General features: G+C 68.7%; 24 protein-coding genes. 10 read left to right on the top strand and 14 right to left on the bottom strand.

Going from position 1 to position 24,395, the window contains the following annotated elements; all coding sequences use genetic code 11:
- Positions 1 to 158 precede the first annotated feature (158 nt).
- On the top strand, positions 159 to 803 hold the full coding sequence (locus tag Q8N19_RS11875; protein ID WP_305590894.1) for a helix-turn-helix domain-containing protein: 645 nt from the start codon (positions 159 to 161) through the stop codon (positions 801 to 803).
- A gap of 273 nt (positions 804 to 1,076) precedes the next feature.
- On the opposite strand, the gene Q8N19_RS11870 is transcribed toward Q8N19_RS11875, so the two are convergent.
- Both Q8N19_RS11870 and cydD read right to left on the bottom strand, forming a co-directional pair.
- Complete coding sequence (locus Q8N19_RS11870; protein ID WP_305590892.1) at positions 1,077 to 2,714, bottom strand: ATP-binding cassette domain-containing protein; 1,638 nt, start codon at positions 2,712 to 2,714, stop codon at positions 1,077 to 1,079.
- Positions 2,711 to 4,333 (bottom strand): thiol reductant ABC exporter subunit CydD, encoded by a 1,623-nt coding sequence (cydD, locus tag Q8N19_RS11865; protein WP_305590890.1) that lies wholly within the window; start codon positions 4,331 to 4,333, stop codon positions 2,711 to 2,713. The genes Q8N19_RS11870 and cydD overlap by 4 nt, the downstream gene beginning before the upstream one ends.
- Positions 4,334 to 4,434: 101 nt before the next feature.
- Between cydD and Q8N19_RS11860 the strand changes: the two genes are divergently transcribed.
- From Q8N19_RS11860 to Q8N19_RS11840, 5 genes are all read left to right on the top strand, one after another.
- Positions 4,435 to 6,006 carry a cytochrome ubiquinol oxidase subunit I gene (locus Q8N19_RS11860; protein WP_305590888.1) on the top strand — a complete coding sequence of 524 codons (1,572 nt, stop codon included), beginning with the start codon at positions 4,435 to 4,437 and terminating at the stop codon, positions 6,004 to 6,006.
- Positions 6,007 to 6,017: 11 nt separating this feature from the next.
- Positions 6,018 to 7,166, top strand: a complete 1,149-nt coding sequence (cydB, locus tag Q8N19_RS11855) for a cytochrome d ubiquinol oxidase subunit II (protein ID WP_305590886.1) — start codon at positions 6,018 to 6,020, stop codon at positions 7,164 to 7,166.
- A gap of 20 nt (positions 7,167 to 7,186) precedes the next feature.
- On the top strand, positions 7,187 to 7,300 hold the full coding sequence (cydX, locus tag Q8N19_RS11850; RefSeq protein WP_305590884.1) for a cytochrome bd-I oxidase subunit CydX: 114 nt from the start codon (positions 7,187 to 7,189) through the stop codon (positions 7,298 to 7,300).
- Positions 7,301 to 7,411: 111 nt separating this feature from the next.
- Positions 7,412 to 8,791 carry an oxygen-independent coproporphyrinogen III oxidase gene (gene hemN, locus Q8N19_RS11845; protein WP_305590882.1) on the top strand — a complete coding sequence of 460 codons (1,380 nt, stop codon included), beginning with the start codon at positions 7,412 to 7,414 and terminating at the stop codon, positions 8,789 to 8,791.
- A 75-nt stretch (positions 8,792 to 8,866) separates the two neighbouring features.
- Positions 8,867 to 9,778 (top strand): ribokinase, encoded by a 912-nt coding sequence (locus tag Q8N19_RS11840; RefSeq protein WP_305590880.1) that lies wholly within the window; start codon positions 8,867 to 8,869, stop codon positions 9,776 to 9,778.
- Here Q8N19_RS11840 and Q8N19_RS11835 read toward each other — a convergent pair.
- From Q8N19_RS11835 to Q8N19_RS11820, 4 genes are read right to left on the bottom strand one after another with little or no spacing between them, the layout of a single operon-like run.
- Entirely contained in the window at positions 9,775 to 10,746 is a 972-nt protein-coding gene (locus Q8N19_RS11835; RefSeq protein WP_305590878.1) for a helix-turn-helix domain-containing protein, read from the bottom strand. The genes Q8N19_RS11840 and Q8N19_RS11835 overlap by 4 nt on opposite strands.
- A gap of 13 nt (positions 10,747 to 10,759) precedes the next feature.
- Complete coding sequence (locus Q8N19_RS11830; protein WP_305590876.1) at positions 10,760 to 11,851, bottom strand: acetamidase/formamidase family protein; 1,092 nt, start codon at positions 11,849 to 11,851, stop codon at positions 10,760 to 10,762.
- 26 nt (positions 11,852 to 11,877) lie between these two features.
- On the bottom strand, positions 11,878 to 12,693 hold the full coding sequence (gene ygiD / locus Q8N19_RS11825) for a 4,5-DOPA dioxygenase extradiol (RefSeq protein ID WP_305590874.1): 816 nt from the start codon (positions 12,691 to 12,693) through the stop codon (positions 11,878 to 11,880).
- Positions 12,690 to 13,898 (bottom strand): aromatic ring-hydroxylating dioxygenase subunit alpha, encoded by a 1,209-nt coding sequence (locus Q8N19_RS11820; RefSeq protein ID WP_305590872.1) that lies wholly within the window; start codon positions 13,896 to 13,898, stop codon positions 12,690 to 12,692. The genes ygiD and Q8N19_RS11820 overlap by 4 nt, the downstream gene beginning before the upstream one ends.
- A gap of 262 nt (positions 13,899 to 14,160) precedes the next feature.
- Here Q8N19_RS11820 and Q8N19_RS11815 point away from each other — a divergent pair, with 262 nt between their 5' ends.
- Positions 14,161 to 15,015, top strand: coding sequence for a TauD/TfdA family dioxygenase (locus Q8N19_RS11815; RefSeq protein WP_305590870.1), 855 nt, complete (start codon positions 14,161 to 14,163; stop codon positions 15,013 to 15,015).
- Between the two features lies 1 nt (position 15,016).
- The gene (locus tag Q8N19_RS11810) at positions 15,017 to 15,850 is read left to right on the top strand and encodes an oxidoreductase (RefSeq protein WP_305590868.1); all 834 of its coding nucleotides are present in this window, start codon (positions 15,017 to 15,019) and stop codon (positions 15,848 to 15,850) included.
- A 73-nt stretch (positions 15,851 to 15,923) separates the two neighbouring features.
- On the opposite strand, the gene Q8N19_RS11805 is transcribed toward Q8N19_RS11810, so the two are convergent.
- On the bottom strand, positions 15,924 to 16,694 hold the full coding sequence (locus Q8N19_RS11805) for a GNAT family N-acetyltransferase (RefSeq protein WP_305590866.1): 771 nt from the start codon (positions 16,692 to 16,694) through the stop codon (positions 15,924 to 15,926).
- Positions 16,695 to 16,778: 84 nt separating this feature from the next.
- On the opposite strand from Q8N19_RS11805, the gene Q8N19_RS11800 reads away from it, so the two are divergent.
- Entirely contained in the window at positions 16,779 to 17,054 is a 276-nt protein-coding gene (locus Q8N19_RS11800; protein WP_305590864.1) for a type II toxin-antitoxin system ParD family antitoxin, read from the top strand.
- Positions 17,051 to 17,356, top strand: a complete 306-nt coding sequence (locus Q8N19_RS11795) for a type II toxin-antitoxin system RelE/ParE family toxin (RefSeq protein WP_305590862.1) — start codon at positions 17,051 to 17,053, stop codon at positions 17,354 to 17,356. The genes Q8N19_RS11800 and Q8N19_RS11795 overlap by 4 nt, the downstream gene beginning before the upstream one ends.
- Before the next feature lie 29 nt (positions 17,357 to 17,385).
- On the opposite strand, the gene Q8N19_RS11790 is transcribed toward Q8N19_RS11795, so the two are convergent.
- From Q8N19_RS11790 to Q8N19_RS11760, 7 genes are all read right to left on the bottom strand, one after another.
- A complete protein-coding gene (locus Q8N19_RS11790; protein WP_305590860.1) occupies positions 17,386 to 18,198 on the bottom strand; it encodes a TauD/TfdA family dioxygenase in 813 nt (270 codons plus the stop codon).
- 12 nt (positions 18,199 to 18,210) lie between these two features.
- On the bottom strand, positions 18,211 to 18,729 hold the full coding sequence (locus tag Q8N19_RS11785) for a flavin reductase family protein (protein ID WP_305590858.1): 519 nt from the start codon (positions 18,727 to 18,729) through the stop codon (positions 18,211 to 18,213).
- Entirely contained in the window at positions 18,729 to 20,111 is a 1,383-nt protein-coding gene (locus Q8N19_RS11780; RefSeq protein WP_305590857.1) for a peptidase M20, read from the bottom strand. The genes Q8N19_RS11785 and Q8N19_RS11780 overlap by 1 nt, the downstream gene beginning before the upstream one ends.
- Positions 20,111 to 20,773 (bottom strand): cysteine hydrolase family protein, encoded by a 663-nt coding sequence (locus Q8N19_RS11775; RefSeq protein ID WP_305590855.1) that lies wholly within the window; start codon positions 20,771 to 20,773, stop codon positions 20,111 to 20,113. Before Q8N19_RS11775 ends, Q8N19_RS11780 begins: the two co-directional genes overlap by 1 nt.
- Positions 20,770 to 21,834 carry an LLM class flavin-dependent oxidoreductase gene (locus Q8N19_RS11770; RefSeq protein WP_305590853.1) on the bottom strand — a complete coding sequence of 355 codons (1,065 nt, stop codon included), beginning with the start codon at positions 21,832 to 21,834 and terminating at the stop codon, positions 20,770 to 20,772. The genes Q8N19_RS11775 and Q8N19_RS11770 overlap by 4 nt, the downstream gene beginning before the upstream one ends.
- 11 nt (positions 21,835 to 21,845) lie before the next feature.
- Positions 21,846 to 23,156: a CynX/NimT family MFS transporter gene (locus Q8N19_RS11765; RefSeq protein WP_305590851.1), complete on the bottom strand. Its 1,311-nt coding sequence runs from the start codon at positions 23,154 to 23,156 to the stop codon at positions 21,846 to 21,848.
- A gap of 65 nt (positions 23,157 to 23,221) precedes the next feature.
- On the bottom strand, positions 23,222 to 24,395 hold a 1,174-nt coding region (locus Q8N19_RS11760; protein ID WP_305590849.1), incomplete at its 5' end, for a TonB-dependent receptor domain-containing protein.

The raw sequence follows: 24,395 nt of genomic DNA, 5'->3' as shown, positions 1-24,395 counted from the left end.
TCGCCCCCTCGCCTTGACCAGGGTCAAGGACGCCCCGCAGATCGGATGTCAGAAGACGGCCACGCCGCAAATCCGGGAAACTACTTAGGTAGCAGACCCGAATGTTGGGCGAAGGCGGCGCGGGCCAGGATGCAGTCATCGGCTCAAGGACCTCCGCCATGACCCTCGCCTACGCCCCCGACGCCCCCATCGCCACGCCGGCCATCGCCCAGGTGATGGAACGCCTCGGCCTTCGGATGAACTTCGCCAAGGACGAGGAGATCTTCTGTCAGGATGAAGAGGCCGATCTTCTCTACATCGTCGTCACCGGCGCGGTGCGCACGACCCGCCTGCTGAGCGACGGCCGCCGCCAGGTGGGTAGCTTCTATTATCCCGGCGATCTCGTGGGCCTGGAGACCGGCGACCTGCACCGCTTCTCCGCCGAGGCCCTCTGCGACTGCACCCTGCTGGTGGTCAAGCGCTCGGCGGTGAAGACCTTCGCCGGCGACGAGGACCTGGACCGCGCCCTGTGGCAGGCCACCCGTCGCGAGCTGGAACGCACCCAGGAGCACCTGCTGGTTCTCGGCCGCAAGACGGCCTGCGAGAAGGTCGCCTCCTTCCTCATGGACCTGGCCCAACGTGACCGGTCCGAGCAGGTCGCCCTGCCCATGGGTCGCCAGGACATGGCCGACTATCTGGGACTCACCATTGAAACCGTGTCGCGGATGCTGACCCAGCTCCAGGGCGCCTCGGTCGTCGAGTTCGACGGCTGCCGCCGCTTCCGTGTCACGCGCTGGGACGCGCTGGAACGCCTCGCCGAATAGGCCATCGAGCGCGGGCCCGCCCAGGCCCGCGCCCGGACCTGTCGAGACGGGAGTTCATCGCCGCACCACCCCGTCGCGGTCGAACTCCAGCTTCAGCGCCCCGCCGGCGCAGCGCCCGGCTCCGCCCCAGACGGAGCTGGCCCGCTGCGCCGGCAACCTTGCTTTCGCCAGGGGCCGTCGCACTCCATCCCCAACCTATAGGTCTGTGAAGGCGCCCCGGCGGTCCATGTCCGGGGCGCCTTCGTCACGACCGCACGCCGGCGGCTGGCGACCTCAGCCGGCGGCGGTCGCAAGGGGCTCAAGGCCGGCGACCGGATCGGCCAGCCTCAGAGTTCTGTCGCAAAGGGCGAGCGGCGCTGGACGGTGCGAGACCAGCAGCAGGCCCTGCCCCGTCCGCGCCAGGCGTTGCTCCAGCCGCGCGATGACCAGGGCCTCGGTTTGCGAATCCAGGCCCTCGGTGGGCTCATCGAGAACCAGCCAGGGCGACGGGCGCAGCAGGGCGCGCGCCAGGGACAATCGCCGGCGCTCTCCCCCCGACAGCCGCGCGCCGCCCTCGCCCAGCCAGGCGTCGAGGCCGCCGGCCATGACGGAGATCCGGTCCTCCAGACCGGCGTCGGCCAGAGCGAGCCACAGTTCGGCGTCGCTGGCCCGCGGCGAGGCCAGCAGGAGATTGTCCCGCACGCTGCCGGTCAGCATCCGGGCGTCCTGCGGACCATAGGCGAACTGGCTGCGCACGAAGGCCGGGGTCAGGCGCGCCAGCGGCGTTCCGGCGATGGCGAAGCCCTCAAGGCCGGCTGTCCGCAGACCAATCAGCCGCTCCAGCATCTGCGTCTTGCCGCAGCCGGACGGGCCGACCAGGGCTGCCCGGACGCCGGGCGCGAGCCGCACGCCGCCGCCGATGGGCAGGGTCAGGTCCCGGCCCCCGAACGGATCGGGACTGCGCGCGGGTTCGGACGCAGGGATCAGCACCTCATTGAGGCGGCGTTCGGCCTCGGCCGCTGCGCCGGCCCGTTCGAAGGCGCGCAGCAGGCCCGCGGCGCCCTCCAGGGCGACAACGGTGCTGAGCGCCGCCAGGGCCGCCAGGGGGATGGCGACGTCCCGTGCGGCCAGCAGCACCGCAGCCACCGCCAGGCCGCTGACCACCGCCTGCAGGGCGGTCATCAGGGCTTCCCCATCGACCACGCGGCCCTGGGCCTGGCCCAGACGCTGGTCATGGGCCATGACCGCGGCCACGGCGCGGTCTTCAAGATCGTAGCAGACGAGGTCCGGACTGGCGGCGAGATAGGCGGCCACCGCGTCCTTCAGCTGGCCGGTCGCCTCCTGAACCTCACGCCCTGGCTCAGTGGACACCCGCTGAGCAAGCAGCCGACCGACCACCAGAAGCAGACCCATGGCCGCCAGCAGGCAGAGCGCTGGGGCGGGACCGGCCAGCAGGGTCAGGGCAAGCCCCGCAACCAGGGCTGCAGCCGCAGCCCAGGGCGCCGAAAGCCGCACAAACAGGGTCTCGACCGCATCCACATCCTGCACCAGGCGGGCCGAAGCCTCCCCTGCGGACATCGCCAGGGCGGCTTCCGGACGGCCCAGGGCCAGGGCGCGGTAGAGGGCCGGCCGGATCTCGGCCAGGGCGTTCAGGGCCGCAGCGTGGCCAGCCAGCCGCTCGCCATAGCGGGCGCCGGTCCTCAGGATCGCCAGCAGCCGGATGCCGGCGCTCGGCAGCAGATAGTTGAAGGCCATCACCGCGGCCTTGCCCCCGGCCCCTGCCGCCGCCGCCGCGGCGATGAACCATCCAGACAGGCCCATCAGCAGCACGGCGCAGAGCGCCAGAACGGCGGCGGCCAGGGCCGAGAGCATCAGGGCATGTCCCTGGGCTCGCCGCTGCTCGGCGACCAGGCTCTGGAGAGACAGGGTCATGGGAGACGCACCACATGGTCGGCCATGGCCGCCACCTTTTCGGAATGGCTGGCGATCAGCACGGTGCGGCCGCGCGCCATGCTGGCCAGAACCTCGATCATCTCGGCCTCGGCCCTGGCGTCCAGATCGGCCGTGGGCTCGTCCAGGCAGAGAATAGGAGCTGGCTTCAGCCAGGCCCGCGCCAGGCCGATCCGCCGACGCTCACCCCCTGAGAGGCCCGAACCCCGCTCGTCCAGTCGGGTGTCTAGCCCCTCGGCGCGCCCGGCCATGACCGCCGCCAGGCCGACCTTGTCGGCGATCGCCGCGACGAGCTCGGCTGATGCGCCCGGACGCCCCAGCGAAATGTTGTCGGCCACGCTTCCGGGCGCCAGCGCCGGCGCCTGACCAGCCCAGGCCACCGACCGGGCGAAGGAGCCCTCCGAGGACAGGCGAAGTCCATCCACCCTCACTTCTCCGGCCGACAGGGGCGCAGCGCCCACCAGCGCCGACAACAGCGAGGTCTTGCCAGATCCGCTGGCGCCCAGCAGCACGGTGACCTTGCCCGCCGGGGCGGTGAAGCTGATGGGGCCGATAGTCGCGCCGCCGGGATAGGTGAGCCGCACCTCCTCAAAAGCGAGGTTCGGCCCGTCCGGGAGACCCTCGCCCCCCGCCGCGGGAACGGCCGGGCCATCAAGCAGCCGCGCCAGCCTCTCAGCCGCAGCCTGACCGGCCTGCTTGTCGTGATAGGCCCCGGCCAGCCGGCGGAGCGGCAGATAGACCTCCGGCGCCAGGGCCAGGACAAAGAGCGCGCGGCCGAGATCAAGCTTCTCTGGAACCGGGATCGGCAACAGCCCCAACAGGTTGAAGCCCGCATAGACCGCCACCAGGGCCACCGACAGGGCGGCGAAGAACTCCAGCCCGGCCGATGACAGGAAGGCGAACCGCAGGACCGCCAGGGTCCGGCGGGCCACCCCGCGGGCGGCGCCCTCCACCTTGGCGGCCTCGACCGCCTCGGCCTGGAAGGCCAGCACCACCGGCAGGGCCCGGACGCGATCGATGAACAGGCCCGACAGCCGGCCCAGGGCCTCGAACTGCGCCCGGGCGGCGTCGGCGGCCATCATGCCGGCCAGGGCCATGATCAGGGCGAAGGGGATCAGCGCGCCCACCAGGATCAGGGCGCTGATCGGACTGGCCAGGGCGATGGCGCCCAGCACCAGGACAGGGCTGATCCTGGCCGCGAAGCTCAGGGGCTCGAACCGGCAGAACCAGCCGTCCAGGGCCTCGACCTCATCGACCACGGCGGCGGCCCGCTCGCCGATCGGCGCGGCCTGGCCCGCCGGAACCCGCAGGGCGGCCCGGAAGACCGTCTCCCGCAGGAAGCCCTTCAGTTGGCGAGCCCGGCGCGCGCCGGCGCTGGTGGCGGCGAAGATGGAGACGGCCCGCAGCATCGCCCCGGCCAGCAGGGCGCCAAGCCACGGCCAGGGACCGCCCGCCACGCCGACGCTCAGATGGGTGACGGCGCCGGCCAGACCCAGGGCGAAGACCACGGCGCCGGCGGCGTCCAGGACCCAGAACAGCCCCGGCCCGAGACGGGACGAACGAGGCCCGGCGGCCAGGTGCTCAGACAGGGGAAGGCGCATCGATCCCTCTTAGACCCCCGACCGGCGTCGCAGCCTGATCTGGATCAAGGAATATGCGCAACATCGCATATACGAATGGCGCAGCTTCCTAGGAGTCCCTCATGGACCTCGCTGTCGTCGAGTTATCCCGCCTCCAGTTCGCGCTGACGGCGATGTACCACTTCCTCTTCGTGCCCCTGACCCTGGGCCTCTCCTTCATGCTGGTCATCATGGAGAGCATCTATGTGATGACCGGCCGCCAGATCTGGCGGACCGTCACCCGGTTCTGGGCGACCATCTTCGGAATCAACTTCGTCCTCGGGGTGGCCACCGGCATCACCATGGAGTTCGAGTTCGGGACCAACTGGTCCTACTTCTCGCACTATGTGGGCGACATCTTCGGCGCGCCGCTCGCCATCGAGGGCCTGATGGCCTTTTTCCTGGAGGCCACCTTCGTCGGCCTGATGTTCTTCGGCTGGGACAAGCTGTCGAAGCTCGCCCACCTGGGCGTCACCTTCATGGTCGCCCTGGGATCCAACCTCTCGGCCCTGTGGATCCTGATCGCCAACGGCTGGATGCAGAACCCCGTCGGCGCGGCCTTCAATCCCCAGACCATGCGGATGGAGATCGTCGACTTCCAGGCGGTGCTGTTCAATCCGGTCGCCCAGGCCAAGTTCGTCCACACGGTCAGCGCCGGCTACGTCCTGGCCGCCGTCGTGGTGCTGGGGATCTCGGCCTACTACCTGCTGAAGGAACGTCACCGGGCCTTCGCCATCCGCTCCTTCACCGTAGCCGCGGCCTTCGGTCTGTTGGCTTCGCTCTCGGTGGTCGTGCTGGGCGATGAGTCCGGCTACGCGCTCACCGACAACCAGAAGATGAAGCTCGCGGCCCTGGAGGCCATGTGGGAGACCGAGCCGGCGCCGGCCGGGCTAACCCTGTTTGGCCTGCCCAATCTGGAGACCCGCTCCACCGGGTCTGAGATCAAGATCCCCTACGTCCTGGGCCTGATCGCCACCCGTAGCTTCGACCAGGAGGTCGAGGGCATCCTTGATCTGGTGGCCGTGGCCGAGACCCGCATCGAGTCCGGCGTCATCGCCTATGACGCTGTCGAGCGGCTGAAGACCGACCCTGAGAACCTCGCCGCCCGGGCGCAGTACGAAGAGCACAAGAACGACCTCGGCTACGCCATGCTGCTGCGGCGCTATGTGGACGATCCCCGCCAGGCCGACGCCGCGGCCATCAGCACCGCGGCCTGGGACACCGTGCCCAATGTGCCGCTGATGTTCTGGTCGTTCAGGATCATGGCCGGCATCGGCTTCCTGATGGTCGCCTTCTTCGCCACCGCCTTCGTCCTGGCCTCCATGCGGCGCTACGAGACCCGCTGGTTCCTGCGCCTGGCGGTGCTGATCATACCCCTGCCCTGGATCGCCGCCGAGCTGGGCTGGGTTCTGGCGGAGGTCGGCCGTCAACCCTGGGCCATCGAGGGGGTCCTGCCGACCTTCCTGGGAGCCTCCAGCCTCACCGTGCCGCAGCTCTGGACCACCATCATCGGCTTCACCGTCTTCTACGGGATCCTGGCCATCGTTGAGGTCGGGCTCATCCTCCACACCATCAAGAAAGGCCCGTACGCCAAGAGCGAGGACCAGCATCCGGTCGATGAGCCGGCCGGTCCGATCCCCGTGGCGGCCGAGTAAGGATCATCCCCATGGAACTGCTCCTCGACTATCCGACGCTCCGCGTCATCTGGTGGGCCCTGATGGGGGTCCTGCTGATCGGCTTCGCCTTGACCGACGGCTTCGATCTGGGCGTCGCCGCCCTGCTGACCTTCGTGGGGCGCAATGACGCTGAGCGCCGTCAGGTGATCAACACCATCGGCCCGACTTGGGAAGGCAACCAGGTGTGGTTCATCCTGGGCGGCGGGGCGATCTTCGCCGCCTGGCCCATGGTCTACGCCGTCAGCTTCTCCGGCTTCTACCTGGCCATGTTCCTGGTGCTTTCAGCCCTGATCCTGCGGCCCGTGGGCTTCAAGTACCGGTCCAAGCGGCCTGATCCTCGCTGGCGCGCCTTCTGGGACTGGGGCCTGTTCGTCGGCGGCTTCGTGCCGGCCCTCGTCTTTGGCGTCGCCGTCGGCAACGTCCTGCAGGGCGTACCCTTCCGCCTCGATAGCGACCTCAGATCCTTCTACGAGGGTCCGTTCCTGGGCCTCTTCACCCCCTTCACCCTGGTCTGCGGCCTCCTGTCGGTGACCATGCTGCTGACCCATGGGGCGGCCTGGCTGACCATCAAGGCCGATCACGGTCCGGTGCGCGACCGGGCCAGGACCATCGGATCGGTCACCGCGCTCGCCTCCCTGGCCCTGTTCGCCGTCGGCTTCGCCTTTGTCCGCTTCGGGGGCCTGGGCTTCAGCCTGGACGCCGGCGCCGACATCGCCGGACCGTCCAATCCGCTGCGGAGCGGCGCCTTCGCCGCCCCTGGGGCCTGGCTGGACAACTACAGCCTCTATCCCTGGATGATCGCCGCCCCGGTGCTGGGCTTCCTGGGCTCGGCCCTGGCCTTCCTCGGGATCCGCATGGGGCGCGAGCCCCTAGCCTTCGGCGGCTCGTCCATGGCCGCGCTCGGCATCATCTCAACCGTCGGCCTGTCCATGTTCCCCTTCATCCTGCCCAGCAGCATCGATCCGCGTTCCAGCCTCACGGTCTGGAATTCGTCCTCCAGCCACCTGACCCTGTTCGTCATGCTGGTGGTCACGGTGATCTTCCTGCCCATCGTGCTCGCCTACACCGCCTGGGTGTTCAAGGTGCTGTGGGGCCGGGTCACCCTGGACAGCCTGCGCACCAATCCCGACCTCTACTGAACGCCGGAAGGAACCCGATCATGTGGTATTTCGCCTGGATCCTGGGCATCGGCCTGGCGGTGGCCTTTGGCGTCCTCAACGGCCTCTGGCACGAGTTCAGCCTGCCCATCGACGATGACGAGGATCAGGCCTGATCACGCCTCGCCATCTGCACTCTGGAAGGCCGTCACGCGCAGGCGTGGCGGCCTTTCTGGCTTTTGATCTGGGTCACGGCGGCCCGCCAAGCGCTTGAGGATGATGGGGGCATGACCGTGCTCTACAATCCCCACGCCCCCGCCGACGCGCACCTGATCGCCAAGTACGATGGCCGCGCCCCCCGCTACACCAGCTATCCTACAGCGGTGCAGTTCACCCCGGAGGTGAACGAGGCTGCCTACCGCGCCTGGCTGGCTGATCTGCCAGTCACCACGCCGGTGTCGGTCTATCTGCACATCCCCTTCTGCGCCCGGCTCTGCTGGTACTGCGGCTGCAACACCCGGGCGGTGAACCGCCATGAGCCGGTGGGCGAGTATGTGACCCTGCTGATGACAGAACTCTCGACCCTGGAGCAGGCTCTGCCGGGCAAGATGGCTGTGGGCGATATCCACCTGGGCGGCGGCACCCCCAACATGCTCAGCGTCGAGGAGCTGGCCACCATCTTCGGCGGCCTGCGGCACGTCTTCAATGTGGCCCCGGACGCCGAGATCGCCGCCGAGCTGGACCCCGCCGTCCTGTCGCGCGACTGGATCCGGGCGGCGGCCTATCACGGCCTGTCGCGGGCCAGCCTCGGGGTTCAGAACCTGGCGCCTGAGGTGCAGAGCGCAGTGAACCGCCAGGAGAAGTTCGAGGACATCGCCGAGTGCGTGGCGACCCTGCGCGAAGCCGGCGTCGCCTCGGTCAATCTCGACCTGATGTATGGCCTGCCCCACCAGACGACCCGCAACACGCTGTCCACCCTGGACGCAGTGCTGACCCTGCGCCCCGAGAGGCTCGCCCTGTTCGGCTATGCCCATGTGCCGTGGATGAAGGCCCACCAGCAGCTGATCGACGAGGCCGCCCTGCCAGGCCCCGCTGAGCGGCTGGAGCAGAGCCAGGCCGCCGCCGAGCGGCTGAAGGCCGAGGGCTATGTGCAGATCGGCCTCGACCATTTCGCCCTGCCTGAGGACACCTTGGCCAAGGCCGCGGCCGACGGCGCCCTGCACCGCAACTTCCAGGGCTACACCACTGACGCGGCCGGCACGCTGCTCGGCCTCGGCGCCTCGGCCATCGGCACGACGCCGGGGGGCTATGTGCAGAACATCACCGCCGAACTGGGCTGGCGCCATGCGGTCGCCGACGGCAAGCTGCCCATCGCCCGGGGCGTCGCGGTCACCGACGAAGACCGCTTCCGCGCCGACATCATCGAGCGGCTGATGTGCGACTTCGCCGTGGATCTCGTCGCCGCCTGCGAGCGCCACGGCCGCACGCTCGCCGATCTGCACGACGCCATCGCCCGACTGCACGACTTCCGGCAGGACGGCCTGGCGACCTGGGACGGCCGGATGCTGCAGGTGACGCCCCGGGGCCGTATGCTGGTGCGCTCCATCTGCGCCCTTTTCGACGCCTATCTGGCGCCGGACGCTCAAAGGCACGCCAAGGCGATCTGAGGCCACCGCGCCGCTGACATTTCAGACCAAATGTCCTAGGTGCTGCACCCTGGATCATTGGCGAGGAGTCGTCCCATGAGCGTCTGCGTCCTGGGCGGCGTCAATCTGGACTATGTGGCTCAGGTGGCGGCGCTGCCCCGCCCCGGAGAAACCGTCGCCAGCCGGAGTCTGGCCCAGTTTCCCGGCGGCAAGGGCGCCAACCAGGCCGTGGCCGCCGCCCGCCTGGGCGCTCAGGTGCGCCTGCTGGGCGCCGTGGGCCATGACGCCGCCGGCGACGTCATGCTCGATTTCCTCACCGGCGCAGGCGTGGACGTGGCTGGCGTGCGGCGCGGGGCCGACGCCCCCACCGGCCAAGCCTTCATCACCGTCGATGAGACCGCGCGGAACATGATCGTGGTCGCCGCCGGCGCCAACGCCCTCTATGGCGCGGACGCCGCAAGGGCCGCCGATCTCGCCGGCGCCGGCGTGATCCTCACCCAGTTCGAGGCGACCCTGGCGGCCATCGAGACGATCTTCACCCGGCCCGAGGCGGTGGGCGCGTTGAAGATCCTCAATACTGCGCCGGCCCTGGCCGAAGGCGCGCACCTGCTCGCCCTGGCCGACATGCTGATCCTCAACGAGACCGAGCTGGCGAGCTTCGCCAGCCTGGACGCCGAACCGGCCGACCCTGAGGCCGCCATCGCCGCCGCCCGGTCGCTGGCCCGGCCCGGCCAGACCGTGCTGGCTACCCTGGGCGCCGCCGGCGCGGTGGCGGTGCGGGGAGACGAGGTGTTTGCCGTGGCGGGCCTGCGCCAGCGGGCGGTGGACACCACCGGCGCCGGCGACTGCTTCTGTGGCGCGCTGGCCGCTGGCCTCGACCGCGGCCTTGCCCTGCCCGCCGCCATGGCGTTCGCCAACGCCGCCGCCGCCGTCTCGGTGACCCGGGCCGGCGCGGCGGCCTCCATGCCCACCGCCGCCGAGGTCGAGGCGTTGCGGGCGGAAACCTAGGCGCTCAGGTCCGCGGCGGCCTCACCGATCGCCGCGCGGCGGTACTCCCGCGGCGACTGGCCATAGGCGCTGCGGAAGGCCCGGCTGAAATGGGCCGAGCCATTGAAGCCCCAACGAAAGCAGATTTCCGAGATCGAGAGTTGGGCGCAGGCGGGGCTGGCCAGATCGGCCCGGCAACGCTCCAGGCGCCGGCCGCGCACATAGCCGGTGAAGCTCTGCCCCTGGCCGGCGAACAGCTTCTGCAGGTAGCGGGGCGAGACCCCGTCCTCATCGGCCACCCGGCGGAGGGTGAGCTCGGGCTCGGCCAGCAGAACCTCGATGGTCTGGCGAACCCGGTGCATCTGGACCGCACGCGCCCCTTCGGCGCCGCCCCGGGCCGCTGGCCCGCCATCCTGAGCCAGGCAGGCCACCAGGAATTCCGTCAGCGCCAGTTCGACGGGACGAAGCTGGTCGGATGTCAGATCATCCAGGGCTTCAGCAGTTGCGCGCAACAGGCCTGAAAAGACGTGATTAATCCCCTGCCCCGCCGCCAGATGACCGAGCCGCAGGGCCGAAGGCGCGAGCAACCGGTGGTCCAGGGCCACCCGCGGCGCGGTGATGAACAGCAGGCGAAACCGGCTCTCCAGGCGCAGGCCGGCCGTCTGCCCCGTCGGGCCGTAGACGATGTCGCCCGGCGCCATAGGAATTTCGCGCGCGCCATCCAGCAGGGTCGCCTCGCCCTCCAGCAGGACCGCCATCCAGATGGCGGCGGGCTGGTGGGGATTACGGCCGGAGATCTCCTGCGGCGTCGAGGCCACCACCGAAAACTCCACCCCCATGGGCGAGGTCAGGCTGGAGACCTGGGCGTGGAAGGCCCCCTCGGCCGGCAGGTCGCCCACGGGCAGACGCAGCCGCTCCATGGCCTCGCGCCAGGCGTCCCGGCGCTGCGGCTTCAGATAGGTGTCGGTGGTGAACTGCCAGGCCTTCACAGGGCGTCTTTCGTCAGGCGGGGTCCTTCACCGATCCCTTGGCCGGGAAGATGCCCCGGGGGATGCGCACATGAATGCCCTGGGTGCCGTCCACCACCTGGGTGATGGAAAAGTCGGCGGCCACGCTCATCAGCGAATAGGCGTCATTGCGCGACAGGCCCTGATGCTCGGTGAGCAGGCCCAGCATGTCGAGCGACGCGTTCTTCATCGCCCGGTTAAGATCGGGGTCGAAGCCATGGACAATCCACCAGTTCGGCGTCTCCAGCAGGGGCGACGGGAAGGTGAAATCCTTGCGCAGGACGATCTGCATCAGGACGTTCAGCGAGGCCTCGATGGCCGTGCCGCTGATCTCGCCGTCGCCCTGGCTGACATGGGGATCGCCGATGGAGAACAGGGCGCCGTCCACCTGCACCGGATAGTACATGGTCGCGCCCGCGCCGATCCGCCAGTTGTCGATATTGCCCCCGTGCAGCCCCGGCGGAATGGTGCTGACCCTTCCCTGCACATTCGGCGCGACCCCGGCCGTGCCCAAGTGGGGCCGCACCGGCACCCGCACGCCGGGCAGCGCGCCCTGGCGATCACAGACCGGGCACTTGGTGATGGTCCCGGGCGTCAGATACTTGCCAGGGAAGTCGTAGGCATAGAGCGCGCTGGCGGTCTGGGCGTTGGCGTCCAGCTCATAGATGGTCACCCGCTCCTTCTGGTCGAACTCGTCATAGAGATGGCCCCAGTTGGCGGCGAGATTGGAGCCGTAGTTGCAGCGCGGGACCATGCGCAGATAGCGCACCTCCAGCATGTCGCCGGGCTGGGCGCCCTCGACATGGATCGGGCCGGTCATGATGTGGACGCCGGGGTTGCGGTCGGCCTCGGGAATCTCGCGGAAGATGGCGGTGACCGCCTCATCCATCATCAGCTCGGGATCATCGCCAGCGTGGTGGGTGATGGCCTCGGCCTGCACCAGATCGCCGCTCTTGATCCGCAGAGCCGGGCCTCGGGCGGGATCGAAATAGCCCCAGTGCACGGTCTTGGACGTGGCGTTCAGGGTGTGCAGGGCGCCCGGCAGGGTGTCGGCCCGGGTCTCAGTCGGCTCGCAGATAAAGGCCATGGGGACGTCCTTGGGAAAGCTGGAAATCAGGCGGCCGGGGCGGCCTGGCGGCTGTCGAGCATCACCGTGGTCATGCTGAGCGAGCCGTGCTCGATATGGTCGGGGCCGAAGACGGCGCGGTCGCCGGGCATCCGGGCGCCGAGCGCATAGAGCAGCGGCCAGTAGTGGTCCGGCGTCGGCGCCGAGCGGCTGGCCGCCTCGCCGAACGCCTCATAGGCCACCGCCTTCTGGGGATCGTCGGCGGCGATGGCGTCTTTGATGTGGGTGTTGAAGGCCTCGGCCCAGTCAAAGGCTGGACGGTGGCGGGCGCTCCAGTCCATGGCCGGCAGGTTGTGGACGATGTTACCCGTGGCGACGATCAGCACCCCCTCATCGCGCAGGGGGCTGAGCTTGGCGCCCATCTCATAGTGCCAGGCCGGCGGCTTGCTGGCGTCCATGGACAGCTGGACCACCGGCACATCGGCCTTGGGATAGGCCTTGCACAGCACCGACCAGGTCCCGTGATCCAGGCCCCAGCCCTCGTCCTGCGTCACGGGCAAGGGCGCCAGTAGTTCGGCCACCCGCCGCGCCAGGGCCGGATCGCCCGGCGCCGGGTACTGCACGTTGAAGAGGGCCTGGGGGAAGGACGCGCCGAAGTCGTGGATGGTCCGCGGCTGGGCCATGGCGGTCACGCCCACCCCGCGGGTCAGCCAGTGGGCCGAGACGCAGAGGATGGCCTTGGGCTTGCCGATCGACTCGCCGATGGCGCCCCAGGCTGCGGTGGTGTCGTTGGTCTCGATGGCGATCATCGGGCTGCCGTGGCCGAAGAAGACCACCGGCAGGCGTTCAGCAGGCCCGCTCATGCCGGGACCTCGGCGCGCGGCCGGGCGTCGGCGCTCATCGCCTTCCATGTCTGCTGATATCGCGGGGTCAGCCAGCGGTTGAAAGCGATCTGCGCGCCCTCCTGCCAGGAATAACGGCCGCGGATGGCGAAGCGCGAGCGCAGGCCCGCCTGCACCAGGCCGTCCACATGCAGGTCCTGGGCGATGATGGCGCTGGCCGCGGCCATGTTCATGGCCAGCTTGTGCTCAAACGCCGGGTCTTCCATGGCGCCGGGCGCAAACAGCAGGCCGGTGTCCATCTCATGGGTCTCAGGCCCGTCGGCCCGGACGATCAGGTAGATCACCATGTCGCTGGTCACCACTAACGACAGCGTCGGCGGGATGTTGGCGAAGGTCATCCGGTTGCGGTCGACCTCGGTCAGCCCGGGGAAAACCGGCAGCAGGGCCTTCTGAGTCACGTTGAAGCTGGCGTCGGCATGCAGGGTGCCGTTGAACCGCAGATAGCCGGCCGCGCCCTCGGGCGCATCGGGGAAGACCGACTGGGCGCTAGGCACGAAGTCGTGCAGCGGCCCCTGGTGCAGACGGCTTGCGTGATAGCCGTCATTGTTGTTCTCGAACATCACCTTCCAGTTCCAGGGGAGCTTGGCGGCGGGATCGGGCCGGGGTCCCTCGGCATGGGAGAGGTCGTAGCCTGCGAGCGCGGCCTCGATCTCGGTCAGGCGCGGCGCCAACGGGGCGGCGTTCAGATCGAAGTTCACGAAGACGAAGCCCAGCCACACCTCGACCTTGAACCTCGGCAGGGCGATCTTCTTCTTGTCGAAGCCGCAGGTCTGCTCCATGGCCGGGGCGTTCACCAGCTTGCCGTCCAGACCATAGGTCCAGTGGTGGTAGGGGCAGACGAAGCCGCGGGTGTTGCCGTGGCCCTCGGCCACCAGCATGGCCCGGTGCTGGCAGACCGAACTCATGGCCACCAGCTCGTTCTTGCGCGTCCGCGCCACCACGATGGGCTCGCCGATGATCGAGGTGGTGAAATAGTCCCCGGGGCTCATCACCCACGACTCGCGGCCCACGCAGAGCCATTCGTGGTTGAACACCGCCTCCTTCTCGAACTCGTAGAAGCCGGCGTCCACATAGCAGGCCGGCGGCAGGGTCTCGGCGGTCTCGAACCCCTGCATGGAGGTGGACAGCCCGTCGAAGAAGGCGTCGTTCAGGAGGTGCGCGCGCATGCTTTGAGACCCTCGGCTTCCGGTTCGGTCGAGGCCTTGACGGTAGGCGCCACGGTGGGGGCGGTCTTGCACCAGCGCGCACGAGAACTTGGCCGGCGCGCGGCCAAAGCCCCCGATCGCCTCCTTTGCAGGCGGCGGTGATCAGGGGCTGATCAGCCGCGCAACCGCCGGCTCGTGCGCTGGCAAGCAAATGTGCGCGGATGGACAAGACCGCCGCGCCCCTGCCCGGCTAAGGTCGTCGCCACACAGCCGGAGCCCGTCGATGACCACCGCCGTCCAACTCAAGACCCGCGAGCTGAAGCCCGGCTTCGGCGCCGAGATCCTCGATGTGGACCTCGCCCGCGCCGATGGCGAGACCCTGGCCGGCGTGGTCGACACCTTCCACCGGCACGGCGCCATCCTGCTGCGCGGCCAGGACATGACGCCCCAGCAGCTGGTGGATTTCGTGGCCCTGTTCGGCGAGCCCGAAGACCACACCCAGACTCAGTTCACCCTGCCCGGCCATCCAAAGGTCTTCGTCCTGTCCAACCGCGAGGTGGATGGCAAACCGATCGGCGCGCACAATGACGGCGTCGGCTGGCACACCGACTATTCCTACAAGGCCCAGCCGGTCATGTGCACCATGCTCTATGCCGTCGAAGTGCCGGCCGAGGGCTCCGACACCCTGCTGGCCGATGGCTGCGCGGCCTGGAACGCGCTGCCGCCGGAGCGCCAGAAGGAGCTCGACGGCCTTCGCCTGCACCACTCCTACCAGCACTTCATGGCCACCCGGGAGTTCGGCCGCCAGGAGCTGTCGGACGAGCTCAAACGCGACAATCCCGATGTGGAGCATCCTCTGATCCGCACCCACCCGGCCGATGGCCGCAAGGCGCTGTGGCCCTCCACCGGCACGGTGACCGAGGTGGTGGGGATGGAGAATCCCAAGGGTCTGGAGCTGGTGGACGAGCTGGTGGAATTCATGACCAGCGAGCCCTTCGTCTTCCGCCACAAGTGGCAGGTGGGCGACGTGCTCATGTGGGACAACCGCTGCACCCTGCACACTGGCACCCTCTACGACGACACCAAGTACTTCCGGACCATGCACCGCCTGTGGGCCAAGGGCGACGCCCCCTACTGACATGACGCGCACCTGGTTCATCACCGGCGTCAGCGCAGGCCTCGGCCGCGCCCTGGCGCTGGCCGCCCTCGAAGTCGGCGACAGCGTGGCCGGCACGGTCCGCAAAGGCGCCGACCGCGACGCCTTCACAGGCCTCGGCCCCAAAGCCCACGGCTTCGTCGCCGATGTCACCGATGAGGCCGCCGTCGCCGCCGCCGTTACGGCTGCCGAGGCCCTGTCCGGCGGGATCGACATCCTGGTCAACAACGCGGGCTACGGCCTGACCGGCGCGGTGGAGGAGACCAGCCTGGATGAGGCCCGCGCCCAGTTCGAGGCCAATGTCTTCGGCCCCCTGGCCGTGCTGCGCTCAGCCCTGCCCGGGATGCGCGCCCGCCGATCCGGCCATGTGATCAACATCACCTCGGTCAGCGGCCTGGCCGCCTGGTCGGGCACCGGCGTCTACTGCGCCAGCAAGTTCGCCCTGGAAGGCCTGGGCGAGGCCCTGGCCCAGGAGGTGGCGCCGCTGGGGATCAAGGTCACCAATGTGGCGCCTGGCGGCATGCGCACCGACTATGCCGGCCGTTCGCTGACCCGCGCGGCGCAGGTGATCGACGACTATGCCGAGACCGCTCACATGGCGCCCAGGCTACTGGCGCAGCACGCCGGCCAGGAAAGCGGCGACCCGGCCCGGGCCGCCCAGGCCATCCTGAAGATCGCCGGCGCCGAAGACGCCCCCCTGCGCCTGCTGCTGGGCGCCGACGCCCTGCACTACGCCATGCGCAAGATGGGCCAGATGACCACCGAGATTGGCGACTGGGCTGGCCTGTCCACCAGCATCAGCTTCCCCGAGACCTGACGGCTCATCCCCTTGACCGTCAGCCCCTCCCCGCCGCGGCCGACGCCGGCTGCGGCGGGGGGTTCGAACGCCCTCAGGCCTCCCCGACCGCCACCTCAAGCACCCAGCCCTGAACCGTAGTCAGGGGCATAAAGCCCAGCCTCTCCAGGATCGGCCGGCTGGTCTCCAGGGCCTCGGTGATCAGGTATTCGTACCCCCGCGCCGCCGCCTCCCGCGCCCGGCTCTGCACCAGGGCGCGATAGAGGCCGCGCCCGCGACAGGCCGGCGCCACGCCGCCCGTATAAAGGCCGGCGAAGCTGCGGCCCGGCGGCATCTCCAGCCGGCCCGCCGCCACAGGAACGCCGTCCACAAAGGCCACATGCGCGGAGGCCAGGCCGGCCCTGATGTCAGCCAGCAGCAGCGCCGCATCATGTCCGAACGGGTGGCCGAACGCCGCCTCGACGGCGCGCAGGAAGTCGCTGACATCCTCGGCCGTGGTCACCGTCCGGATCGACAGGCCCAGGTCCGCCGGGCGCCCAAGCAGGCCCTCGTCCAGCGCGCGAACCAGTAGGGTCTCCTGAGGCTCGGGGACAAAGCCATGGCGCTCCAGGATGAGCGGCAGGTCCCCCGGCCGGTCGTGCCCGTGGACCTTCCACTCCAGCGCCCCGCCGGTCGCTCGCAGATGGGCGACCTCGGCGACCACCTGCGCCTCCGCATCGGCCTCCGACAGGTCCGAATAGACGATGCAGTTGTAGGGCCCGCTGAGCCGCACCCGGCCCCCGACCCGGGTCGCCTCCACGCCCTGCGTCAGCGGCGGGTCCCGCCGCATCTCGGCGTCATAGCGTTCGAGAAGTGCGGTCAGCATTTGAAGCCCCTCCATCGCACTCGCCGCGGTATGAATAAGTCATACCGCATGGTAGCTTTCGCTGGAGCGCGAAAGGTCCAAGCCATGATCGAGAAGAGAACCGTAAGCCTGCCCAGGGACCAAGCCGAATTCATCGACGCCAAGGTCAGCTCCGGCGACTACGCCTCAGCCAGCGAGGTCGTCCGCGCCGGCCTTCGCGCGCTCAAGGAACGCGACGAAGCCATCAGCCGCTGGCTCCGGGAAGAGGTCGCTCCTACCTACGACGCCATGCGAGAGGACCCCGGCAGGGCGGTCTCCTCAGCGTCAGCCTTCTCCGACATCCAGGCGCGGCACGAGGAACGGTCGAAGGATCGCAAGTGATCCGCCGCGCGATTGTCTTCAGTCCCGAAGCCAGAGACGATCTCGTCGCCCTATATGATTGGATCGCCAGCGAGGCCTCGCCCGAGACAGCGATGGCCTACATCGGCCGGATCGAGCAGTTCCTCGCCGGCTTCGAAACCGCAGCCGAACGCGGTACTCGCCGAGATGATATCCGCCCAGGCCTTCGCCCCATCGGCTTCGAACGACGCCTGACCATTGCTTTCTTGGTCGAGAATGAGGTCACAATCCTGCGGGTGCTTTATGCCGGCCGGGACTGGGAAAGCTCGCTGGATTTGCCTTAGTCAATCCGGGCAAGGCGCGTTGAACTGCCTCAAAACGGCTTATCCCCCGCCACCGTCACCCGGAACCCTGACCGCACATCCGGGAAGTAGTCCCAGATGGCCTGATGCCAGGTGCAGCGGTTGTCCCAGAAGGCCACCGAGTTGGCCCGCCAGCGGAAGCGGACCTGGTAGTTGGGGTTCATGCAATGGACGTAGAGGAAGTTTAGGATCGCCGCGCTCTCCTCGTCGGCCAGGCCCTCGATGTGGGTGGTGTAGGACGGGTTGACGAAGATCAGCTTCTTGCCGGTCACCGGATGGGTGCGGATCACCGGATGGACCGAGCGGTTGTACTTCCGGTCCAGGTCCGGGAAGAGCTTCTGATAGACCGGGTTGGCGTCGTGGACGGCCTGCAGCCCCTCCAGATAGACCTTCATCCGCTCTGAGAGCGCATCATAGGCCGCGTACATCGAGGCGAAGACCGTGTCGCCGCCGCTCTCGGGAACCACGGGCATATAGAGGATCGAGCCCAGCGGCGGTTCGGGATCGCAGGTCAGGTCGGAGTGCCAGTTCTCCCCGGCCACGAACTTGGAGTCGGCGTCAGCGTGGATGGCGACGATCTCCGGATGGCCCTCAATGCCGGCGATGGCCGAGTGGATGGCCAGCTCGCCGAACAGTCGGCCGACCGCCTTGTGGGCGTCGTGGTCCATCTCCTGGTCGCGGAAGAACAGCACCTGGTGGTTGGCCAGGGCCTCACGCAGCTCGGCGGTCTGTCGGTTGCTGAGCGGCTTGCCGAGATCGAGCCCGAACACCTCGGCGCCGATCCGGCGGGTCATCGGCTTCACGTCCAGAACTTCGTATCCCATGGTCTTTGACCTTTAGTCCTCTGGGCCCAGGAACCGGCCCTGGCTGTAGATGAGGGGATCGCCGGGGGCGGCCTGGATGTTCAGGCCCCGGCCGATCAGGATGTCGTGGTCGCCGGCCGCGTGCAGGGAGTGCAGGCGACAGTCGATGCTGGCCAGGGCGCCGGTGATCTGCGGATCGCCCAGGACGCCCGGCGTGATCTCCAGGTTCGCGAACCGGTCGGTGGCGCCGGGGCCTGCGAACAGGCGGGCGAGCCCCCCCTGACCGGCGGCCAGGATGTTGATGCAGAAATGGCCCGACCGCTTCACCGCCGCGCGCGTGCGGCTCTTGTGATCCAGGCAGACCAGCAACAGGGGCGGATCCAGCGAGACCGAAGAAAACGCGCTGACCGTGGTGCCCACGGGCTCGCCGTCCTCGCCCTGGGTGGTGACGATGACCACGCCGCTGGCGAAGGCGCCCATGGCCGCGCGCCAGGCGGGGCCGTCAAAGGGCGCGCTGATCGCAAGGTCCCCGAAGGTTGTCGCCTGTCCCATCAGGCGCTCCCGAACGGATTGTCGCCATAGACCGGCGCAGGCCCGCTCCTGGCCTCCGCAGTCTCGGCCCGACCGCAGATGGCCAGCGCCGTCAGGGCATAGACCAGCGCGCTGTCGGTCAGGTCCTTCGGGCTCGGACGCCAGCGCTTGAAGCCGGTGGTGATGGCCGGAATCCGCTGCATGTTGAACACGTTATGGTCGCGCCACATGCTGGAATAGACCGGCGCGGCCCGCTGCACCGGATGGCCCAGCGACAGGCGGGTGGCGGCGTCCACCGCGCCCACCAGGGGGGCGACCTCGCCGGCGTCCGCCTCAAAGCCGTGGCGGACCACGACCGGCTCGATATCCACCTCGCCGAGCCCTGCGGCCCGCACCATGCGCTCTAGGGAGTGCTGCAAATCAGCGATCCGCTGGCGGGGGTTCAGGCCCACCTCCAGATAGAGGTTTACGAGCTCGGTCCCGGCCCCGAAGGCATAGGGCACGCCCCCACGCACCGCCGAAATCTGCGCCTTGGGCAGGGCCACGCCACCGGCGCTCTCATAGGCGCTGTCGGCCTCGTACTGGCGGCTCCACTGGTGGATGGCGTCGGTGAGCGCGCCTAGCCGGTAGATCGGATTGGGATGGTCGCCCGACTTCTCCGGCTGGGTCAGCAGCGGGGTGAACACCCCCTCCCCCCACAGCCTGAAACGGAAGACGGCATAGCCGCAGCCGACCCAGGTCAGGCCAAAGTCGCAGCCCTCGGCGGCGATGGCGTAGTCCGGCGCCACGCCCCCGTGGTGGAACAGGTAATGGGCGCCGATGTCCTTGCCCATATAGGCCACACCCCGGTGCTCCTCGATGGGCTCGGGGCCGATCTCGCCGGGGCAGGCGGTCAGATAGAGCTTGCCCGCCAGGTCATAGCCTGCGGTCTTCAGCGCCTTGGCCGCGATCATGAAGCAGCTCATCGGCCCCCGGTCGTTGGCGATCGGATAGCCATAGAGGACCCCGTCCTCGAGCCAGCACTTCTCCCACTCCGGATTGTCCAGGGTTTCGGGACGGTACTTGTAGGCGTCCAGGTCGGGGTTCCAGGTGGGCGCCTCGGTGTCCAGGTGGGCGGTGAACAGCAGGTTCTTGCCCTCGCCCGCCCCGCCATAGGTCCCGATGATGTTGTTGCGCTCTGGCGTCGCGCCCACCCGGCGGGGATTGAAGCCCTCGCGCTTCATCCAGTCATGGACGAACTCGCCGGCGGCGAACTCATGACCGGCGGGGCTGGGGATATTGCCCAGCGCCAGGGCCAGCTCGACGATCTCGGTCTCGCTGATCGCCGCGGCGATGGCGGCGCGGTCAACGTCGGTGACAGCGAACGGCGCCTGGGCGCCAGGCAGTTGAAATCCATCGGCCATTACGCGGCCTCCTCCCAGGCGGTGATCACCTGGTCGGTCTCGACCAGGATCGCGCAGTTCAGTTCCAGGGCCTTGAGCGAGGCCGCATGAACCTCGGCCTCGTAGGCGGCGCAGGCATCGCTGGCCAGGAACACATGATAGTCCAGATGAAAGGCGTCGCGGACCGTGCAGTCCACGCAGCATTCGGTGGTCAGGCCCGCCACCACCAGGGTGTCGACGCCCAGGCCCTTCAGAACGCTGTCCAGCGGCGCGTCATGAAAGCCGGAATAGCGGGCCTTCTCCACCACCGCCTCGCCCGGCAGGGGCTTTGGGCCATGCCAGTCAGACCCGACCTCGCCGGCCCGGCAGAGGCCGGAGTCCGAGTCCGGGTCGCCGCCGCGCCGGCGCATCCGCTCGCGCCAGGCGCTGGAGTCGGTCTCCGGCCGCGTGAACAGGCCGACAAAGACCACCGGCGCGCCCGCCTTGCGCGCGGCGTCGGCGAGGGCCTGCGCCTTCTCCAAGGCTGGCGGCACGGTGGACAGGTCCACGCCCCATTGGCCCAGGCGGCCTTCCGGGGCGGCGAAATCCACCTGCATGTCGATGATTACCAGGGCGGTGCGGGCCGGTGCGATCCAGGTCGCCAGCCCGTCGTCAGCCTGCACGGGGGCAGCGAGCGCGCTCATGCGAAGGCCGAACGCAGACCCGGCAGGATCTCGGCGCCGAACATCTGCAGGCCTTCCACATAGTTGGGGAAGATCAGCATCAGCCCGTCCAGCTGGGCGAACTCCACGAACTCCTGCACCTGCTCAGCGCAGGTGGCCGGCGAGCCCACGGCGGTGTGGGTCATGAAGGCGCCCTGCTGTTTGGCCACCACGTCCAGCTTGTCGGCCGGCACGCCCCAGCTGCGCAGCATCTCCAGGATGGCGCCCATGTCGACGCCGGTCTTGTAGTGCTCGACCATCGCCTCGGCTTTTGCGTCGGTCTCCCCGTGCACGATGGTGCACATGGCGTAGGTCTTGATCGACTTGCCGAGGTCGGCAGCCACCTTCTTGGCCCGCAGGCTGTTGTCGCGGCGCTCCTCGGCCGTGCGGCCGCCGATGAAGCAGATGTCGGCCTCGCGCACCGAGAACTGGAACCCCCGGTCCGACTGGCCCGCGCAGATCAGCTGCGGCCGCGGCCGCGACAGGGGCTGGGGCGAGGACTGGCAGTCCTTCATAGTGAAGAAGCGCCCCTCATGGTCGACGCTCTCCTCCTTCCAGAGGCGCTTGACCACGGCGGTCCATTCCTCGGTGAGCGCGTAGCGGGCGTCGTGGTCGAGGCTGTCGTCCCACATGCCCATCTGGTCGAACTCGGCCCGATAGGCGCCGGCCACAATGTTCAGGCCCGCCCGGCCGCCGCTGATGTGATCGAGGGTCGAGATCATCTTGGCCGTCACGGCCGGGTTCTGCAGCAGCGGGTGGACGGTGGCCCAGATCTTCACATTCTTGGTGGCCTCGGCGATGCCGGCCATCATGGTCACCGACTCCAGCGACGAGCCCCAGTGGTTGGTGGTCCCGCCAAAGCCCCGCCACTTGCCCATGGACATGACGAAGTCCATGCCGACCTCATCGGCGGCGATGGCTGCGGCCCGGTTCTGGGCCCAGAGGTCGTTGAGCGGCGGAGAGGTCTCCGAGATGATCCAGCCGCCATTGGCGACCGGCAGAAAGACGCCGAATTCCTTGTTGGGGGAGGGCTTCTGGAACATGGGGGTACGCCTCAGACGGGATCGTTGACAAGGCCGGCAGGCGGGGCAGCCGGGGCGTTCGCCTCTGTCTTCCACTGCGGCGGGCGCATGAAGAGCGAGGCTATGAACACCACGGCGGCGACGACGCCGAAGAGCTGGAAGGTGGGGGAGAAGCTGCCCAGCGCATCACGCAGGGAGCCGCCGATCAGCGGGCCGAGCGCCGAGAGCGCGCCAACCAGGCAGACCGTGGAGAAGATCTCCAGGTTGTTCTTCCGCCCATAATAGTTGAGCAGCAGGATGGTGACCGCCAGAGACGTCAGACCAAAGCCGATCCCGGTCCCCACCGCATAGATGATCATCAGCGGATAGGTGTCAGCCACGCTGAGCGCCAGGGAGCCGACCCCCAGGACGCCGACGGCGAACATCAGCAGCCATTTGGGGTCGATCCGGTCGCCGATGAAGCCACCGCCCAGGCGGGCCACCGTGGCCATCAGCCCTTCCAGGCTCAGCATTCCCGCGGCGATGCCGGCGACGACGCCCCGCTCCGACAGATGGGCCACCGAGAGGCTGGAGACCGTCACCCCGCTCAGCAGATGGACAAAATAGGCCGAGACCAGGATGTAGAACTGCGGCGTGGCCATGGCCTGTTTCAGGGTCCAGTCGTGGACCGTGCGATAGACCGCCAGGGGCGCCTGGACCGGGGCCGCGGCGGCGGCTTCGGCGTCTGCCTTCACCGCGCTGTCGATCTGCTCCGAGGACTCCTTCAGCCAGGCGCTGGACGGGATCAGCAGCGAGCAGATGACGCCGATGGCCAGCGCCGCCACCGCCTGCAGGGCCCAGAAGGGCCGCCAGGCGCCGCCGGTGGCCTCCATGACGCCGAGCGCCATCCACGGCCCGGCCACGCTGCCGAGCCCCCCCAGGGTGAAATAAAGGCCAAAGGCCATGGCCCGCTTCTGGAAGACCGCGGCCAGCACATGGGTGCCCGGGATCAGGGCCATCAGCTGATAGGCCACCCCGCAGAGTGCGGTGCCCAGGAAGTAGATCCAGACATTGGGGGTCAGGTAGAGGCAGATAAAGCCTGCGGCCATGACCGCTGTGCCCAGCAGCAGGGCCGCCCGGACCCCAAACCTGCGGATGATCATCGGCGGGAACCAGGCCGAGCCGCCGCAGCAGGCGCCCAGCAGGGTGAAGCCGAGCCCGGCCTGCGCCCAGCTCCACTGCTGGTCGGCGACCATGGCTGGCAGCACAACGCCGAGCGACGAGAAGGTCGCCGCCGAGATCAGGAACAGGAGCAGGCTGAAGACGCCTAGCAGCACCCAGGGGCGCCATTGGCTCAGGGGCATGTCATGCCTCCACAGAGGAACACTGTCCCGTCGCCCGGCCATTCAGCCGGGCGACGGGCGCCAGATCAGAACGAGCGCTTCAGGGTCACCCGCCACTCGCGGCCCTTGCCGGGAATGGCCGCCAGATTGGCGTAGGAGTCCGCCGCCGGAGTGAAGAAGAGCTCGTCGAACACGTTATCGACGTTGAGCGAAGCCTGGAACGGCCCCCGCGCATAGAAGAGCGACAGGTTGGCGGTGGTGTATTCCGGATAGGTGATCGGGTTTTCCACCGTCTGGGCCGTCTCGCTGACCGAGGTCGCCCCGAACACACCGCCCACCTGGCCCCAGTCATACTCGTCGCTGGTATAGCTGCCGTAGAGGCTGAGCACGGTGCGCGGGATCAGGGTGTAGGCATAGTCGCCGCCCCGGCCCGGCAGACCAGAGAAGGCCCAGACCACATAGGTGCCGCCAAAGGCGTTCACCGGATCCACGCCCGTCACATAGTAGGGGATGTAGGCGAAGCTGGAGTCCGGCCCCTTGATCGTCGTGCGCTGGGTGTTGCCGGCGAAGGTGAAGGACAGGTTGTCGGTGGCCAGGTAGCGGATCTCCACCTCGACCCCCTTGGCCCGAGAGCCGCGCACCGTCGGGTTGGGACCGCCGGTCAGCTGGGTGCGGTTCTGCCGGTAACCGGCCACCGACCCCACCAGGGAGCCCGACAGCAGCTGGAACTTCACCCCGGCCTCGGCCAGGTCGGAGTCTGACAGCCAGGAGTCCGACTGGATCAGGGACGGCGCGATGTCCCCCGCCTGGCTCATCTCCAGGGCCGCGGTCTCGGCATAGGTAATGTAGGGCATCAGACCGAAGTCGGTCTGATAGGTCAGCGAGGCCGAATAGGTCCCCTTACCCTGGCTGTCCTCGAACTTGCCCGGCGGCTGGTAGCTGACGAGGCCTGTATCCTCCGCCTCCACCTCATAGTGGTCGTAGCGACCGCCGAGCATCAGGTTCAGACGCTCGCCGATGAAGATGTCGGAGGTGAAGAAGATGCCCGCCTGGCTCCAGGTGGAGCTGTTGTCGTTCTCCCACTGCAGGCCGTAGGTCTCCGGCGAGAAGGGATCATCGATGATGTCGGTGGGCGTGGCGCCGAACGCGATGTCCCGCCGGTCGAGCGCGATCAGGCCCGAGTTGAAGCTCTCCATCCGCCGTCCGTCGAAGGCCCGGTAGGAGGCGCCCACAAAGGACTTCGACGTCACCAGGCCGACA

This window comes from Phenylobacterium sp., assembly GCF_030693405.1.
GTDB lineage: Bacteria > Pseudomonadota > Alphaproteobacteria > Caulobacterales > Caulobacteraceae > Phenylobacterium.
This window is presented reverse-complemented; position numbering and strand designations above follow the sequence as displayed.